Below are 15052 nucleotides of genomic sequence, written 5' to 3'. Positions count from 1 at the left end.
GATCAAGCCCTGCCCATCACTGCGCGGATGTCCTGCGCGAATTTGGAAATTCCCTGGAGCACCAGCAGCAACCCGCCGAGCACCATGACCCACTTCATTGGCCAGAGCGGCACTTCCCATTCGTTGAAGCTGATTTCGCCCCAGCGGATGTTCGGATCGGTCCATTGGGCCAGGTTCCAGCTTGCAACGACATCGCTGAAGCCGATTTCACCGCGTGCCCAGTCAGATACCAGCGAGTTGCCGGAGGGAACCGCGATGGCATCGAACGCGAAGATCCACGAAGTCACCAGCAGGGTGCCGGCGAAGATGAAGAAGAAGACGGATGTCAATAGATCGACAATTGCCTTGCGGCGCGGCGAGAGCGGCGCATAGAAGACATCGACCCGTACATGGGATTCCGTCAGCATGGCGTAGGACCCAGCGATCAGGTACTGCATGCCGAACATGAGGTACATCGCCTCGTGAGCCCAGTTGGTCGGGCTGCCGAAGACGTAGCGGCTCATGACCTCGAAGTAGTAGACAAGAACGGCGATCACCGCCCAGTAGCTGACAAACTCGCCACAGTAGAGCGAGAGCCGGTCAATCCAGCCGGTCCAGCCGGAAGAGACGTGATCCGCATCGTCCTTGCGCTCGGCTTCTTCAAGCTCCTTGAGCTTCTTTTCCGCCTCGCTGAGTTCCGGGTCCGGTGGCAGGTTTTCGTTTGCTTTGGAAACCAGTCGGGGCAGGAGGAGTGCGTCGACCGCCACACCTGCAAGCAGGAGCCAGAAGGCGTACTTGGAAACATTGCCCCAGAAATCGAGGGTTTCGCGAGCTGTTACGGCAGCCGGGCGGGCGGTCTCCAGAGTTGCCTCGGCCTCCGCAACCCGGGTCTTGCCCTGTTCGACACGTTGTTCGGCGCGCTGGACATCCCGTTCCGCGCGGCGCTTGGCAAAGCTGCCTTCTTCGGCCTGCGCTTCCGCCTCGGCGAGCTTTTGGCGCAAGGCAGGAAGATCGGCCTCTGCGGTCTTCACTCTTTCGCCTTCGCGCTCGAGCGTCCGCTCGGCCTGTCGCACTGCGTTGGCCATGTCCGAGACCACCGCGCGCGCATCCTGACTTTGTGCGTTGGCGTAAAGGATCAGCACGAACACCGGGATATAGACCAGCCCGATCAGGCTTTTCAGGTAAAGCCGATGCAGGCCCAGGATGCCGCCGGTGACAAGAATGAAATAGCCGAGCACCAGCGAGTAGCGCCGTTCAGTCGGCTTCGGCCGCTTGGCAAGGGCAGCGGCGATCAGCGGAAAGATGATCAGCCCCAGCCAATAGGCCCAATGCGGCAGGGTAAAGTCCAGATGAGGCATGCCTCTCCCTTCCCCAGGGGAAACAAGCCCCTGTTGAGTTGAACAGGACCCGCGCGGCTGGCCGCGCGGGTCCGTTTCCCGAGACGTCGTCTGGGATCAGAGGTCGAGTTCGAGGCCTTCGACCTGCTCCGGCGTGACGTAGCCGAGTGAACCGGACATCATGTAGTCGAGCTGAATCTTGAAGAGGCGCGCGCTGTCCTTGTCCCGGTTCGCATAGTTGAACCAGATCGGAACGGCGACTTCGGTCATCAGTTCGACATCGTCCTGGCTGAGCCGGGTGATTTCGGTGCCGTCGGCCTCGAACTTCGCCCAGGCTTCCTGGTCTGCCTTCTGGATGGCTGCATGGTGCATGTCGGAATAGACGTGTGTTTCCATCTCGACGAACTGCTGCATCTGCGGGCTGAGCGCATTCCAGGCATCCATGCCGACGGTGATGTCCATAAGGTCGACCGGCTGATACAGCGACATGAAACCCGGAGGGCCCATGGAGATGTATTTGGTGACCTGGCTGAAGCCGAGGGCATAGTTGACCGCCGGACCGACATAATCGGCGACGTCGATGGTGCCTTTTTCAAGTGCGGGGAAAATTTCCGATCCCGGAAGCACCGTCGTTTCCGCGCCGATCTCGGTGAAGACTTCGGCGACCATGCCGCCGGGCAGACGCATCTTGCGGCCGCGGAAGTCATCGATGGAGCGGATCGGCACCTTGGAGTGGATGATGTTGGGGCCGTGATGCACCGGTCCGACAAACATCATGTTCTGTGCGGCGTAGAGTTCACGGGCGATTTCGAGACCGCCAAGGGAATAGTAGAACACGTCCCATTCGTGCGGGTTGCGCATACCGAGCGGATAACTCGTCAGGAAGGTGGCCGCGGGGATGATGCCCTGCGCATAGATCGTGAACGGGTTGACCGCGTCCAGAACGCCATTCTTGACGGCGTCGAACAGCTGGAAATCGCCCACGACGTCGTTGGCGCCGAATGGCTGGAAGGCGAGCTCCCCGCCTGTCTTTTCGGCAATGGTTGCGCACCAGTCCTTGAAGATCTGCAAACCGGCACCGCCTGGCCAGGACGTCTGGATTTTCCAGGTCGTCGTCTGGCCTTGTGCCGAAGCGATATGCGGCGCAGCGAGTGTCGCTGCTCCGACCGTGCCGGCACCTGCGAGCGTCCGCAGGGCCTGCCTGCGTGTCGTAAGTTGTTTCATGGTATCCTCCCAAATAGGTCTGGGAGCAAATGAGCGCTCGCGCGGGGAGTGTTTCAACGCCCCTTCTTCTTCGCGGAGACAAACCAGCTGTTTGTGTTCTTAAGCAGTTGTTTTGTAACTGGTTCGGGATGACCTCGAGGAAGTCTGTCGCTCTTCTTTTCCTCCCAACCAAGGGAAGGATATTACACTTACAGAATCCTGCAACCTTGCCGGACGCTCAAAACATCTTTTCCTTTTTGGAAAAAATGGCCGGAACTGTTTTGAAAATAGAGAAACACAAAGCTGGCGCTGTCTCCACTTCCTGAAGGGAAGTGGTGTCAGGTCAGCCGAGTGTGGCGAGCCCTGTCAGATCCGCCAGAACCGCCTTGGGAGAAAGGTCCGGATATTCGTCAGGCATGCCCATCCGGTTCATCCACACGGTACGGAACCCGAATGCGGTAGCACCGGCAATATCCCAACGGTTTGAAGACTGGAAGGAAACCTCTTCCGGATAGATCCGGAAATGGGTCGTGACCATTTCATAGACCTGCGGATCGGTCTTGAAGGTTCGAAGGGCGTCGACGGAAAAGATCTCGTCGAAAAGTTCCGTCAATCCGGCGGCCTTGGCGGCAGCTTCGAGCATGGCCGGAGACCCGTTGGACAGGATTGCGATTTTAGCGCCGGTTGCCTTGAGGTTGGTCAGCACCTGCGGCACTTCCGGGTAACAATCAAGTTCCCAGTAGGCGCTGAGAAGATCTTCGCGCAACGACTTGTCAGCGGAAGGCACCAGGGCGAATGCGGTGTCCAGGCCTTGCTGGGTCAGTTCCCAGAAGTCCAGATACTTGCCCATGAGGGCACGCACCCAGGAATATTCAAGCTGCTTTTCCCGCCAGAGAGACGACAGCCTCTGGGCATCCGGTCCAAGCTTCTCCGCATGTTTGCGGACGGCGGCATGCACATCGAACAAGGTTCCATACGCATCGAACACGTAAGCTGCATGCGCCATCTTCAAGACCTCCAAGCCCTTTCACGAAACCGCGGAAGAGAACAGCCTGCGGCCTCCTGCGTCAAGCGCAGCTATCTGCGACAAAGGTCGCAGGCAGGACTTATACAACAATTGTGCCCTGCTATTGGACTGGAGGCAGGGAGATTGCGCCATCCTCTTCCACCGGCCAAAACGGGTTATAGGCAATCTCGAGCAGGTGACCGCCGGGGACTTCCACGTAAGAGGAATACCCGCCCCAGAAGGCTTTCTGGGGTTCCTTGACCGATCGGGCGCCCGCGGCGAGCGCTTTCAGGAAGCTTGTGTCCACCTCGGCTTCCGACCTGCCGTTCCAGGCGAGCGTCACCGCACCGGTGGGGCTGTCGGTGACAGAGCGTCCGATTTCTTCTTCCAGGGAGGCGCGGCCATAGAGGGCAAATACACTGCCGGGAACCTGGAAAAAGACCACTTCGGGGCCTGGCGAGGAATGAACCTGCCATCCCAGGCCGTCTTCGAAGAAGCGGCGTGCCTCGACAACGTCTTCGACCACGAGCGTCGTCACGGAAATGCGCTGTTCCATACTGAACTCCCAAAATTGCAGCAGGAACATATAGTGAACTTTGTGTGGCGAGAGTCAATGGTCCGCGGGCGGGGGCATTGTTTCCAAGCCAGGGGTCGGTGAGGGGATCCACATCTTGTCATTGCAAAACCCGACTTGAAAAATTGATGTCGTTCAAGTGGGTGTTTTGGTGATTTTTATCCTGATATCACCGTATCTTGCGAAGAATGACAGCAACTTTCCTCAATTTCGCGGTAAGCTATTGACCTGCCGGGATGAGCGGTGTTGTTTCGGCGGACAGACTGCACAACCGCAGCGCAGAAAAGGGAAGAGACATGAGCGGATGGAGTGACACCTGGACCTGGATCGACGGGACTTGGCACGAGGGCAATCCGCCGATCATGGGCCCGCGCACACATGCTTCCTGGCTCGGCTCCAGCGTTTTTGACGGCGCCCGCTTCTTTGAAGGTGTGATGCCGGACATCGATCTACACTGCAAACGCGTCAACGACAGTGCCGTGGCGCTGGGCATGAAGCCGACCATGAAGGTTGGTGAAATGGTCGAGCTCACCAAGGAAGGCTGCGCCAAATTCGGTGGTGACCAGCAGATCTACGTCAAGCCCATGTACTGGGTCGAAAGTGACGGACCCGGGGTGATCGTGGGCGATCCGGACAGCACGCGGTTCTGCCTGTGCCTGTTCGATGCGCCGATGGCACCCAAGGATGCGGCGATGAGCATCACGCTGTCTCCATTCCGCCGTCCGACTGTTGAATGCATGCCAGTCAACGCCAAGGCCGGCTGCCTTTATCCCAACAATGCGAGAGCGATGCTGGAGGCCAAGGGGCGCGGCTTCGACAACGCGGTCGTTCGCGACATGCTGGGCAATGTCGCTGAACTGACATCGGCCAATATCTTCATGGCCAAGGAAGGCAAGGTACACACGCCGGTTCCCAACGGCACCTTCCTGAACGGCATTACCCGTCAGCGCGTCATTCAGCTGCTGCGGTCCGTTGGCTATGACGTTTTCGAGCGCACCATGGACTATGGCGAATTCCTGGAAGCCGACGAGATCTTCTCGACCGGGAACTACAGCAAGGTAACGCCGGTCAAGCGGATCGAGGAACGCGACCTGCAGCCGGGTCCGATCGCGGCTCGCGCAAGAGAACTCTACTGGGAATTTTCCCACGCCTGAGTGGGGAGTGTCATCTGACGACCAGTGCCGCGGCTACCACAAGCGCCGCGGCGGCTGCCAGGGATGATGCAGTAAAGGACCCGGTCAGATGGTGCATCTGGCCGGCAACCCAGGGCCCGGCCATCTGCCCGACGCCAAAGCTTGCCGTCAGTACCGCAAGCATCTGACGGATTGCTGCCGGTCCGTCCCGGCTGACTTCGCGCCGTGCCTCCATCAGGCCAAGCGCGGTGATACCCATGAAGGTCGCCCCGAGGAGCGCTGCTCCGAAGAGGAAGAGCGCAGGCGCTGTGCTCACCGCCGTCAAGGCAACCCCTGCCGCTTCCAGCACGCAGGCAAGAGCGAAGCCCTTTCGAGTACTTATGCGGGCGGCAATCCTGTTCCAGACGTAAATTGAAGGTGCAGCGCACAGCCCAACTGTCAACCAGACGAAGGCTTCGGTTGATTGAAGCGCCGGATTGGCGCGTGCGATCGTATTGACGAAGGTCGCGGTGATGACATAGCCGAAACCGAACAGACCGTAGGCCAGAATGAGGCGGATGCGACTGGCAGAGCCAAACGGAGATGCCGGCGGAGATGCCGGGGTTTCGTCGGGGGAGCTTTGCGCAGGTGTGGTAACCGGCTGGGGAGACGGCTCGGACGGCACCAGAAATGCAGCCACCAGAAGAAAACAAAGCGTGGCAGCGCCACTGGCCAGCCAGAGCCCACGCCAATCTGCCCCCAGATGCGCCAGAAGGGCGATCAGAACAGCGGAAAAGGAAATGCCGCAGCCGACCCCGGCAAAGTGGAGGGCGCTCAAGCCGCCGCGACCGGCTGCCGTCAGCCGCTCCAGGATCAGGCTGGTTGAAAAGACCAGCGCAAAGGCGCTTGCGACGCCGCTGGCGAAGCGGATCAACAGAAACAGAGACAGGGAAGTGGTCAGCGCCATGGCGGCACTGGTCAGGGCGCTGGCAAGAAGCCCACCGAGAAACCACAGCCGGGGATTGCCGGGCAGGGACCTTGAGGCGCCGGCAAGAGCTCCGGCCAGATATCCGAGAAAATTCGCGGACGCGATCAGGCCGGCATCATCAGGCGGCAACTTCAGGCCGTCGGTCATGAAGGGCAGGATCGGGGTATAGACGAACCGGCCGATGCCCATCGCGGCAGCAAGGGCGAGCAGACCACCGAAAGCCAATGCGGCAGGAGAGCGCGAGATGGGTGACATGGAGTTCCGGTCGTGAGGCGATAGCTGAAAACTGACATGCAGTCGTTGCTATCTTGCACGATCGCTCTGCTTTGTCATTTCCGGGAACGAGTTCCGGTTGGGTTGGTCTAGGGTAGGGTGAAGGCGATCAGTTTCCGGTGCGGACACCAGGGGCGACAAGACGAGTATTGGTGCGCATTGCCTTTCGCAGGGCATTGGTTCGCACTGGACCTTGGAACCGGGAACCCAGGTCATGCAGGCCTTATGGATACAGTCGCAATGAACCATGCTCCACCGTAGCAACTGTTCGGGTAGTCGCGGTCTTGTCGTTAAATCATCAAATCCAGTTGTTTTAGCATTCGCCAAGAGCATTGCCGTTTCAGAGACTGGCTTGAGAGGTGATGGTGGTGGCAAGGAGAATGTCTTTTGAGAAAGTAAGTGAAATTGTCTATTTGATATTTAGTGTCATGCTAGATATAAATTAGATAATGATCGAAATAATCTGAATATTATTATGTAATTCTATATTATTAAAGTGTTTTCGTTAAAAATGACGATGTTTTTCTTTCGAAAATTACTGATCACATTCCCGTGAATGGCGCAACTGCAGCCGCGTGGACGCGTTCCCCTCGTGGGAAGTGTCAATGGCAGATCGTACGTCCTAAAATAAAAAGAAAAAATTTCTTTATTTTGGGGATCGGCGCTTGCCGTGACGGCCCAGCAATCCTATTTTGCCGCTCGACGCGGCCGTTCCTGCATTCATTCTTGAGGCAGGCATGTCGCCGCCGGTCACCGACCTTTTAAGGAGATTGTCATGTCTTTCGAATTGCCTGACCTGCCGTATGCATATGACGCGCTGGCCCCTTACATGTCTGCTGAAACTCTCGAGTTTCACCACGACAAGCACCACCAGGCCTATGTCACCAAAGGCAACGAGCTGCTCGCCGGCAGCGGCCTGGAAGGCAAGTCCCTGGAAGAAATCGTGAAGGAAAGCTTCGGCAAGAACGCTCCGCTGTTCAACAACGCCGGTCAGCACTACAACCACATTCACTTCTGGAAGTGGATGAAGAAAGACGGTGGTGGCAGCTCGCTTCCGGGTGCGCTGGCTTCCGCTATCGACAGTGATCTTGGTGGTTTCGACAAGTTCCGCGCCGACTTCATCGCCGCAGGTGTTGGCCAGTTCGGCTCCGGCTGGGCCTGGCTCGCAGTCAAGGACGGCAAGCTGGAAATCATGAAGACCCCGAACGGTGAAAACCCGCTGGTACACGGCGCAGCGCCGATTCTCGGCTGCGATGTGTGGGAACACTCCTATTACATCGACTATCGCAATGCGCGTCCGAAGTACCTCGAAGCTTTCATCGACAGCATGGTCAACTGGGACTACGTGCTGGAAATGTACGAAGCTGCAACGAAGTAATTCGGGAAACATCCCGTTTTGCGAAACCCCGGCCTGAACAGGCCGGGGTTTTTTGTTTGGCTGTTTCGTCAGCGTTGACGCTGTGTTCACCGAACATGGCGCACATCACGCGACCGTGATTTTCAGACCGAGCGGTACATGGGCTGTACTCGCACTGGTGAATCATTGCCGAAGGCAATTTCCACGAGAGGGAGAGAACGATGCGAATGATCAAATCGGCTGTTGTATTGGGTCTTGCGGCCGGGATTGGCCTTGCCGGTTCCATTGCTCAGGCGTCTGACGATCCGATTGCGACCCGGCAGGCCATCATGTCGTCGGTCGGCGCGGCGGCCGGGCTCGGTGGAGGCCTGATGAAAGGGGAGATCGCCTATTCTCCTGCTGCCGGTAAGGCTGCCATCGCAACGATGAATGCAGCAGCCCTGACATTCGGAGACTATTTCCCTGCAGGTTCCGATCAGGGTGAAACCGGTGCCGCTGCCGCCATTTGGGAAAATCCGGACGGATTTTCCGCTGAGCTGGCCAAGTTTGCGGACGCGACTTTAAAAGCCTTCGAAGCATCCGGCAAGGACGGTCCTGCGGATGTCGAGGCTTTCAAGGCTGCGATGGGGCCCGTGTTCGGCTCTTGCAAATCGTGCCACGAAACTTACCGTAAGAAAAACTGACCGGCGGCATTCCGGGGTCTACCGCACACAGACTGCAACAGGCAGGCTCCAGACTGTGAGACAGATCAGCGGCTTTTCACCCTGTCCGGGTTGAAGAGCCGCTGTTTTGGCGTTTCGGTGCCAGGAAGACCCAGGGAGACCTCATGAAAAAGGCTGTCATCGTCCTCGTCGTTCTTGCCGTTGTTGCGGCAGGTGCGGGTTGGTTCCTGTCCGCGCCGACGAAGCTGAGCGAAGCCCAGCTTGCCGCCATTGCGGAAGGGGATGCGTCGCAAGGGGAACTTGTATTCTGGGCCGGCGGTTGCACGTCCTGCCATGCGGCCAAGGGTGCTGCGGGAGACGAGAAGCTGAAGCTTGGCGGAGGCCTTCGCCTGGAGACGCCGTTCGGGGTGTTTGTTGCCCCGAACATTTCGTCCAGCACGGCAGACGGTATCGGAGCCTGGTCGCTTGCTGATTTCGCCAACGCCATGACGCATGGCACATCACCGGACGGGCAAAACTATTACCCGGCGTTCCCTTACACTTCCTATGCCCGCATGTCTGGCGAAGACATCGGCAATCTATTTGCCTTCATGAAAACGCTGCCGTCCGTCAACGGCAAGACGCCACCTCATGAGCTCGGCTTTCCGTTCAATATCCGTCGGGGGTTGGGGCTGTGGAAACGGCTGTTCCTCGATCCGTCACCCGTCATAGCCGCCCCTTCAAGCGGGAACGAGGTCGACGCTGCCCTTTGGGACCGCGGGCGGTATCTGGTGGAAGGGCCCGGCCACTGCGGTGAATGCCACACGGCTCGAAATCTTGCAGGGGGACTGGATCTGGCGAAATGGCTCGGTGGCGCACCGGCTCCCACAGGAGAAGGCCGTATTCCGGACATTACGCCGGTAGACGGTGGTTTCGGCAGTTGGAGCGCAAGCGATATTGCCTATTATCTGGAAAGCGGCTTCACGCCTGAATACGATTCCGTCGGTGGTGAAATGGTGCATGTTCAGGAAAACATGGCCAAGCTTCCTGCCAGTGATCGTGAAGCGATCGCCGCCTACCTGAAAGCCATCCCGCCCGTTGCGCCGACAGCCAACTGACGACACCACGCGGACCTTTTGTCATTCCATGATTCAATCGCAGCAAATTTCGATCGTACCCGTTTCAACCGAAAACGACCTGGCGCCGATCCGGCACCTGTTTCGGGCCTATGTCGACTGGCTCGGCATCGACCTTTCCTACCAGGGCTTTGAAGAAGAGCTTGCAGGTCTGCGGGGGAATACGCGCCGCCGTCCGGGGCGCTTTTCCTGGCGAAGGATGGGGAAGGCTCGGTTCTCGGTTGTGTTGGCCTGCGGGCGTTCGGAAAAGACGGTGCGTGTGAAATGAAGCGGCTTTACGTCCTGCCGGACGGACGCGGCAAGGGTGTTGGTGGTGCGCTGGTGGAGGCTGTAATCGCAGCGGCGGTTGCCGCCGGCTACCGGGAGATGCTGCTGGACACGCTGCCAAGCATGACGGGTGCCATCAAGCTCTATGAAGCCGCGGGGTTTGAGCAAGTTGGCGCCTATTACGATACGCCGATCCTGGAGACGGTTTTCTTCAGAAAGCAACTGAACGGGTAAACAGCTGACGCTTTCAAACAAAACCACCTGCGAGCAGGTGGTCAAGTTTCGCTTTTTATTATTGGGTCGTTTTGCCCGTGCACAGTTATTCGATAAATTGGAACGCGTGTCTCCAGAAAGTTGTAGAGCCGGTCCATTGCTATTCAACTAAGGGATAATACGTATTTCTCAATCCGGTTGCAAGTCGTTCATCGATCAGGTTGCAATGATCGCTTCAACTTCGACCCTCAGCTGTGGGTGAAACAGTGCGGCAACACAGACCAGCGAGCTAGCAGGAACCTCATTTTCATAGAGTTCTGCAAGGGCTGACCGGATTTCCGGCAAGTCGGTCATGTCGGTGACGAACACGGTTACTTTCACCAGATCTTTCAGTGATCTTCCGTAGTAGGCGGCGATAGTGTTCAACTGAGCGAACACCGCCCTGATTTGTGGGCCGGCCGAATCGGCCTGAGCAGGTGTGCCGAAAGCTGTGAAACCGGATGTATAGACTGTCTGTCCATGCCGAACGGCGTGGGTATAGGGGCCGGCCGGCAGGCCCAGTTCCTCGAAATTCTGTCGGGCAAGAGGCATTATTTTTCCTTTTCTGATTACGGCAGGCGGGCTGAAAGGAACAGCGTTGCCCTTTGCACGGGCGGGCCAAGAAAGAAGGCGATGACGGCAGCAGCGGGCCATGCCAGGCGAAAGGCATTCATCCATTGCCAGAAGAACCTGTCGCTCCAGCCGAGGTTCAGGAATGTGACCCAGCACGACATCAAGAGCGACAGACCCAGCGACATCAGGAACGTCGCGATCAATCGGTTCTTCATGACTGACTACCTTTTGATCGCTTCGCTGGTGCCGATTTCGCCCAGTTCTTCAATGTAGCTGACCTGTGTCAGGTTCTGCGCGAGATAGGCCTTGGTGTGCGGCATTTCGAAATGGGCGGCCAGGGCGTCCTTGTCTGTCCAGCTCTCCCAAAGGGTGAACTTGTCGGGATCCTGCAGGTTCTGCCGGATTTCAAAGAAATTGCAGCCGGGTTCGTGTTGGGTTTCAGCCACAAGTCGGCGCAGTTCCGTCTCTGCCCTGGTTCGCTCCGCACCCTGTTGCAGTTCGATACCAGCGCTGATGAAGTAATTACCCATGAGTGTCTCCGTTGCGTTTAAGGACGAAGACAGACTTATTGATTTCTCTAATCTCAATCTATATCGAATAATGAGAGTTTAAATTTTGAAAATGAAATCATGCTCGACGACATTGCCTTGTTTGTTCATATCGCGCGTAATCGAAGCCTGGCAAAGGCTGCTGCGCATCTCGGATTGCCTGCGGCAACGGTGACCCGGCGCCTGGCGAAGCTGGAGGAAACCATAGGCACGCAGCTGGTCTTCCGGTCCGCGCGGAAGTTCGATCTGACGGTGGCGGGTGAAGCGTATTTCGAGGCCTTTGCCGACCTGGTTCAAAACGCTGAGACGACATTGGACGGGTTAAGCACCGATCTGCACGGTCTTCGGGGAGCGTTGAAGGTGGCGGCGCCCACCAATATTTCCATCGGCATCTTGCAGCCCATGTGGTCAGATTTTCTCAAGACCTTTCCGGAGATCCAGCTGACGCTGACGCTCAGCAACGAGAACAAGGATCTGCTGGAACACAAGGTCGATATTGCCCTCCGAGCCGGACCCCAGACCGATGAGCGGCTTTACCAGAAGCGTCTCGGGGTGGTGGCAACGGTTCTCGTTGCGGCGCCTGCTTATCTTGAACAGGCGGGTGCCCCGGAAAGTCCGGACCAGATCGGCCGGCACAAGGTGGTGCGGGTGTCCACGCTTCCGCAATGGCAACTGACAAATCGGGAAACAGGCTGCCGCGAAACCGTGCCTGTCGATGCGCGTGTCGTTGTCGATGACATCAGTCTTGCCCGGCAGCTGGCCGGCGATGGTCACGGGCTCGCTCTGTTGCCTGCGAGCGAGATTTCCGATGACCTGATTTCAGGCCGCCTCACACCTGTGCTCGCAGACTGGCAAGGCCAGCAACGGGATATCTTTGCGGTATGGCCCACCGGGCGGCTGCTCAATGCCCGGGCGCGCTGCCTGCTTGATTACATGGAACCGTTCATGGCAGCGCTTCCCGTGTTTCAGGGGACTGTCGTCCAGCGTGATCCTGCAAGATCCGCTTGATGTCCTACGCAGTGTAGGGATTGCAGCGGATGTAGCGCGGCTGATCTATGTAGCTGGACATGACCGCCAGCCATGCGTTGCATTCGCCTTGAGTCTTGAAGCAACCGGCCTGGGAAATGATGTATTTCTGACTGAAATTGAAGACCTTGCCACCGGCAATGCCTTTCCAGCCGCTGCCGGTAAAGGTGCGGCAGTCATAAGCTGTGTTGTAGGTGCTGGGAATGTCCTGCCGGTTCTTGGTGAAGGTAGGGGAGAACAGCAGCGTTTCCACCACATTGCCGCCAGTCGTGTCGTAGGACTGGCATGCGGCAAGGCTCAGCGTGGCGGCCATGACCGGAACCAGGCGCAACCCCTTTTTCAGCCCATCAGCAAGGCGGTGCGGAAGTGTGCGGTAGCAGGTCATCACGGGCTCCAGTGAACAGCATCGGTACGGTCCAGGACCGTTCAATTGATTGATTTGCAACAACTCTCACATGAGCCGAAGACTTGGTCAAAATCAAGTCACGTTCGCTCGGGTGGTACCCGCAAGGGCGTGTGAAAGGAATTTAGGTTCCCGGGCGTGCGAACTGCTCCGCACGCCCGGAAAATCCTCGGGTCTGACGAGGTGTCAAGCCTTGTCGGTCACCAAAAGGGCAAAGGCCTGGGTCTCAGCGACTTCCTTCAGCCGGTCGAAACGGCCGGAAGCGCCGCCATGACCGGCTTCCATGTTGGTTTTCAGCATCAGCAGCTTGTCACCTGTGCCGGTTGCCCGCAGCTTGGCAACCCATTTGGCCGGCTCCCAGTAGGTTACGCGCGGATCGGTCAATCCGCCTACCGCCAGGATGGCCGGATAGGCCTTTGCCTCGACGTTGTCATAGGGCGAGTAGGACGCGATGTAATCGTAGGCTGCCTTGTCCGTGATGGGGTTGCCCCATTCCGGCCATTCCGGCGGCGTGAGCGGCAGCGTGTCGTCCAGCATGGTCGACAGAACGTCGACAAACGGAACTTCGGCAATGATGCCGCCGAATTTTTCCGGTGCCAGATTGGCAATCGCCCCCATCAGCATGCCGCCGGCCGAGCCGCCCTGAGCGACGATACGGTCGTGCGATGTGAAGTTTTCCGCAACAAGATGGTCTGCCGCGGCAATGAAGTCGCTGAAGGTATTCTTCTTGTTCTCGCGCCGCCCATCCTTGTACCAGTGGAAGCCCTTGTCCTTGCCGCCGCGAATATGGGCGATGGCGTAGACGAACCCCCGGTCGACCAGCGACAGGCAGTTGGTGTTGAAGCTCGCCGGAATGGTGATGCCGTAGGAACCATAGCCGTAAAGCAGCAGAGGTGCGGAACCGTCGAGCCTGGTGTCCTTGCGGTAGAGCACAGACACCGGCACGGTTTCGCCGTCGGCTGCGGGAGCCATCAACCGGCGGGTGACATAGTCGTCCGCATCATGGCCGGAAGGCACTTCCTGTTCCTTGCGCAGAACACGCTCGCGGGTCTCGACATTGTAGTCGAAGGTCTGCGATGGCGTTGTCATCGAGGAATAGGTGAAGCGGATCGTGCTCGTGTCGAACTCGTAGCCGCCGCCAAGGCCGAGCGAATAGGCTTCCTCGTCGAAGGCGATGGAGTGCTCGATGTTGTCTGCAAGCCGGCGGATCACGATGCGCGGCAAGCCGTCTTCGCGCTCCAGCCGCGTCATGAAGGACTTGTAGACGCAATGCGACAGGATCAGGCATCCTGCCTTGTGGGGCACAAGATCGGACCAGTTTTCGCGGCCGGGATTGCCTTTCGGCGCAGTGACGATCTTGAAGTCCTCGGCGCCGCCTGCGTTGGTCAGGATGTAGAGTGTGTCGCCGTGATCGTCGATGGAATACTCGATACCGGTCTCGCGCTCTGCGACAAGCACCGGTTCGGCGGTCGGGTCGGTGGCTGGGATCATCCAGACTTCGGACGTCTCGTGATCATGAATGTCGATGACGATGGTGTCGCCGGACTGGGTCTTGCCGACGCCCATGAAGAAGCCGGCATCCTTTTCCTCGTAGACGAGAACGTCGCTCGCCGGGTCGGAACCGACTTCGTGACGGAAGAGTTTCGAGGGCCGATGGTTGGCGTCGAGGCGAACGTAGAACACATAGCGGCTGTCTTCCGAGAAGACGCCGCCGCCGCCCGTGTCCTCGATGGCGTAGTCAAAATCCTTGGCAGACTGGGCGTCGCGCAGCTTCAGTGAATAATATTCCGAGCCCTTGTCGTCATAGGCCCAGGCGATGAGCTTGTGATCCGTCGACTGGCTGACGCCGCCGATCCGGAAATATGCCGTTCCTTCGGCTTCCTTGTCGCCATGGAGAAGAACCGTTTCCGCGCCGCCGTCACGCGGGGTGCGAAAGAAAACCGGTTGCTGGCCGCCGGTTTCATACTTGAGGCCGTAAGCGAAGGGGCCGTCGGGAGCAGGAACCGAGCTGTCGTCTTCCTTGATGCGGCCGCGCATTTCCGCAAAAAGCTTCTCCTGCAGAGCCTTCGTCGGCGCCATCTGCGCTTCGTGATAGGCATTTTCCGCTTCCAGATAGCTGCGGATGTCGGCATCCAGCACGGACGGGTCTTTCATGACCTCCTGCCAGTTGTCCGCCCTCAGCCAGGCGAAATCGTCCTGGCGGGTAATGCCGTGGGTCTCAAGGGTGAGGGGGCGCGCTGCGGCGCGCGGGGGAAGGGCATCCTGTTTCATGGATCGGAGGTAAGATTTTTGAGCCTTGAAGGCAAGGGTCAATACTGCCGAGGCGGCAGGGTGTTTCCGCCTCCTGGCCATCCTGTCGTGCTTTCAGACAAGAGCG

17 protein-coding genes are annotated in these 15052 nt (G+C 58.3%); 7 read left to right on the top strand and 10 right to left on the bottom strand.

Going from position 1 to position 15052, the window contains the following annotated elements; genetic code table 11:
• Positions 1-2: 2 nt before the first annotated feature.
• From HCG46_RS00655 to HCG46_RS00640, 4 genes are all read right to left on the bottom strand, one after another.
• Complete coding sequence (locus HCG46_RS00655) at positions 3-1337, bottom strand: TRAP transporter small permease subunit (protein WP_168684072.1); 1335 nt, start codon at positions 1335-1337, stop codon at positions 3-5.
• 96 nt (positions 1338-1433) lie between these two features.
• A complete protein-coding gene (gene dctP, locus HCG46_RS00650) occupies positions 1434-2540 on the bottom strand; it encodes a TRAP transporter substrate-binding protein DctP (protein WP_023000978.1) in 1107 nt (368 codons plus the stop codon).
• A gap of 322 nt (positions 2541-2862) precedes the next feature.
• Positions 2863-3525: a haloacid dehalogenase type II gene (locus HCG46_RS00645; RefSeq protein ID WP_023000980.1), complete on the bottom strand. Its 663-nt coding sequence runs from the start codon at positions 3523-3525 to the stop codon at positions 2863-2865.
• A gap of 121 nt (positions 3526-3646) precedes the next feature.
• Positions 3647-4081 carry a VOC family protein gene (locus HCG46_RS00640; protein ID WP_168684070.1) on the bottom strand — a complete coding sequence of 145 codons (435 nt, stop codon included), beginning with the start codon at positions 4079-4081 and terminating at the stop codon, positions 3647-3649.
• 314 nt (positions 4082-4395) lie between these two features.
• On the opposite strand from HCG46_RS00640, the gene HCG46_RS00635 reads away from it, so the two are divergent.
• Positions 4396-5253, top strand: a complete 858-nt coding sequence (locus HCG46_RS00635; RefSeq protein WP_055656627.1) for a branched-chain amino acid aminotransferase — start codon at positions 4396-4398, stop codon at positions 5251-5253.
• Positions 5254-5263: 10 nt separating this feature from the next.
• Here HCG46_RS00635 and HCG46_RS00630 read toward each other — a convergent pair whose 3' ends face one another.
• Entirely contained in the window at positions 5264-6454 is a 1191-nt protein-coding gene (locus tag HCG46_RS00630) for a YbfB/YjiJ family MFS transporter (protein ID WP_209009249.1), read from the bottom strand.
• A gap of 793 nt (positions 6455-7247) precedes the next feature.
• Here HCG46_RS00630 and HCG46_RS00625 point away from each other — a divergent pair.
• The 5 genes from HCG46_RS00625 (at position 7248) to HCG46_RS28410 (ending at position 10107) form a co-directional block, all read left to right on the top strand.
• The gene (locus HCG46_RS00625; RefSeq protein ID WP_023000984.1) at positions 7248-7850 is read left to right on the top strand and encodes a superoxide dismutase; all 603 of its coding nucleotides are present in this window, start codon (positions 7248-7250) and stop codon (positions 7848-7850) included.
• A gap of 206 nt (positions 7851-8056) precedes the next feature.
• Positions 8057-8512: a cytochrome c gene (locus HCG46_RS00620; protein ID WP_168685514.1), complete on the top strand. Its 456-nt coding sequence runs from the start codon at positions 8057-8059 to the stop codon at positions 8510-8512.
• A 143-nt stretch (positions 8513-8655) separates the two neighbouring features.
• Positions 8656-9588, top strand: coding sequence for a cytochrome c (locus HCG46_RS00615; protein WP_168684068.1), 933 nt, complete (start codon positions 8656-8658; stop codon positions 9586-9588).
• Between the two features lie 28 nt (positions 9589-9616).
• The gene (locus HCG46_RS28415) at positions 9617-9874 is read left to right on the top strand and encodes a hypothetical protein (RefSeq protein ID WP_209009247.1); all 258 of its coding nucleotides are present in this window, start codon (positions 9617-9619) and stop codon (positions 9872-9874) included.
• Entirely contained in the window at positions 9796-10107 is a 312-nt protein-coding gene (locus HCG46_RS28410) for a GNAT family N-acetyltransferase (protein WP_209009360.1), read from the top strand. Before HCG46_RS28415 ends, HCG46_RS28410 begins: the two co-directional genes overlap by 79 nt.
• Before the next feature lie 195 nt (positions 10108-10302).
• Here HCG46_RS28410 and HCG46_RS00605 read toward each other — a convergent pair whose 3' ends face one another.
• From HCG46_RS00605 to HCG46_RS00595, 3 genes are read right to left on the bottom strand one after another with little or no spacing between them, the layout of a single operon-like run.
• Positions 10303-10677, bottom strand: a complete 375-nt coding sequence (locus HCG46_RS00605) for a RidA family protein (protein ID WP_023000988.1) — start codon at positions 10675-10677, stop codon at positions 10303-10305.
• A 17-nt stretch (positions 10678-10694) separates the two neighbouring features.
• Positions 10695-10913 (bottom strand): DUF2798 domain-containing protein, encoded by a 219-nt coding sequence (locus HCG46_RS00600; protein ID WP_055654933.1) that lies wholly within the window; start codon positions 10911-10913, stop codon positions 10695-10697.
• A 6-nt stretch (positions 10914-10919) separates the two neighbouring features.
• Positions 10920-11228, bottom strand: a complete 309-nt coding sequence (locus HCG46_RS00595) for a putative quinol monooxygenase (RefSeq protein WP_023000990.1) — start codon at positions 11226-11228, stop codon at positions 10920-10922.
• Between the two features lie 99 nt (positions 11229-11327).
• On the opposite strand from HCG46_RS00595, the gene HCG46_RS00590 reads away from it, so the two are divergent.
• Positions 11328-12254: a LysR family transcriptional regulator gene (locus HCG46_RS00590; RefSeq protein WP_168684066.1), complete on the top strand. Its 927-nt coding sequence runs from the start codon at positions 11328-11330 to the stop codon at positions 12252-12254.
• Positions 12255-12258: 4 nt separating this feature from the next.
• Here HCG46_RS00590 and HCG46_RS00585 read toward each other — a convergent pair whose 3' ends face one another.
• The gene (locus tag HCG46_RS00585) at positions 12259-12657 is read right to left on the bottom strand and encodes a hypothetical protein (protein ID WP_023000992.1); all 399 of its coding nucleotides are present in this window, start codon (positions 12655-12657) and stop codon (positions 12259-12261) included.
• 204 nt (positions 12658-12861) lie between these two features.
• Positions 12862-14946, bottom strand: a complete 2085-nt coding sequence (locus tag HCG46_RS00580; RefSeq protein ID WP_168684064.1) for a S9 family peptidase — start codon at positions 14944-14946, stop codon at positions 12862-12864.
• Between the last annotated feature and the right edge of the window lie 106 nt (positions 14947-15052).

The organism is Labrenzia sp. PO1 (assembly GCF_012273635.1).
Lineage (GTDB): Bacteria > Pseudomonadota > Alphaproteobacteria > Rhizobiales > Stappiaceae > Roseibium > Roseibium algicola.
Note: the sequence above shows the minus strand (reverse complement) of the source record. Positions and strands in the feature narration are given on the sequence as shown.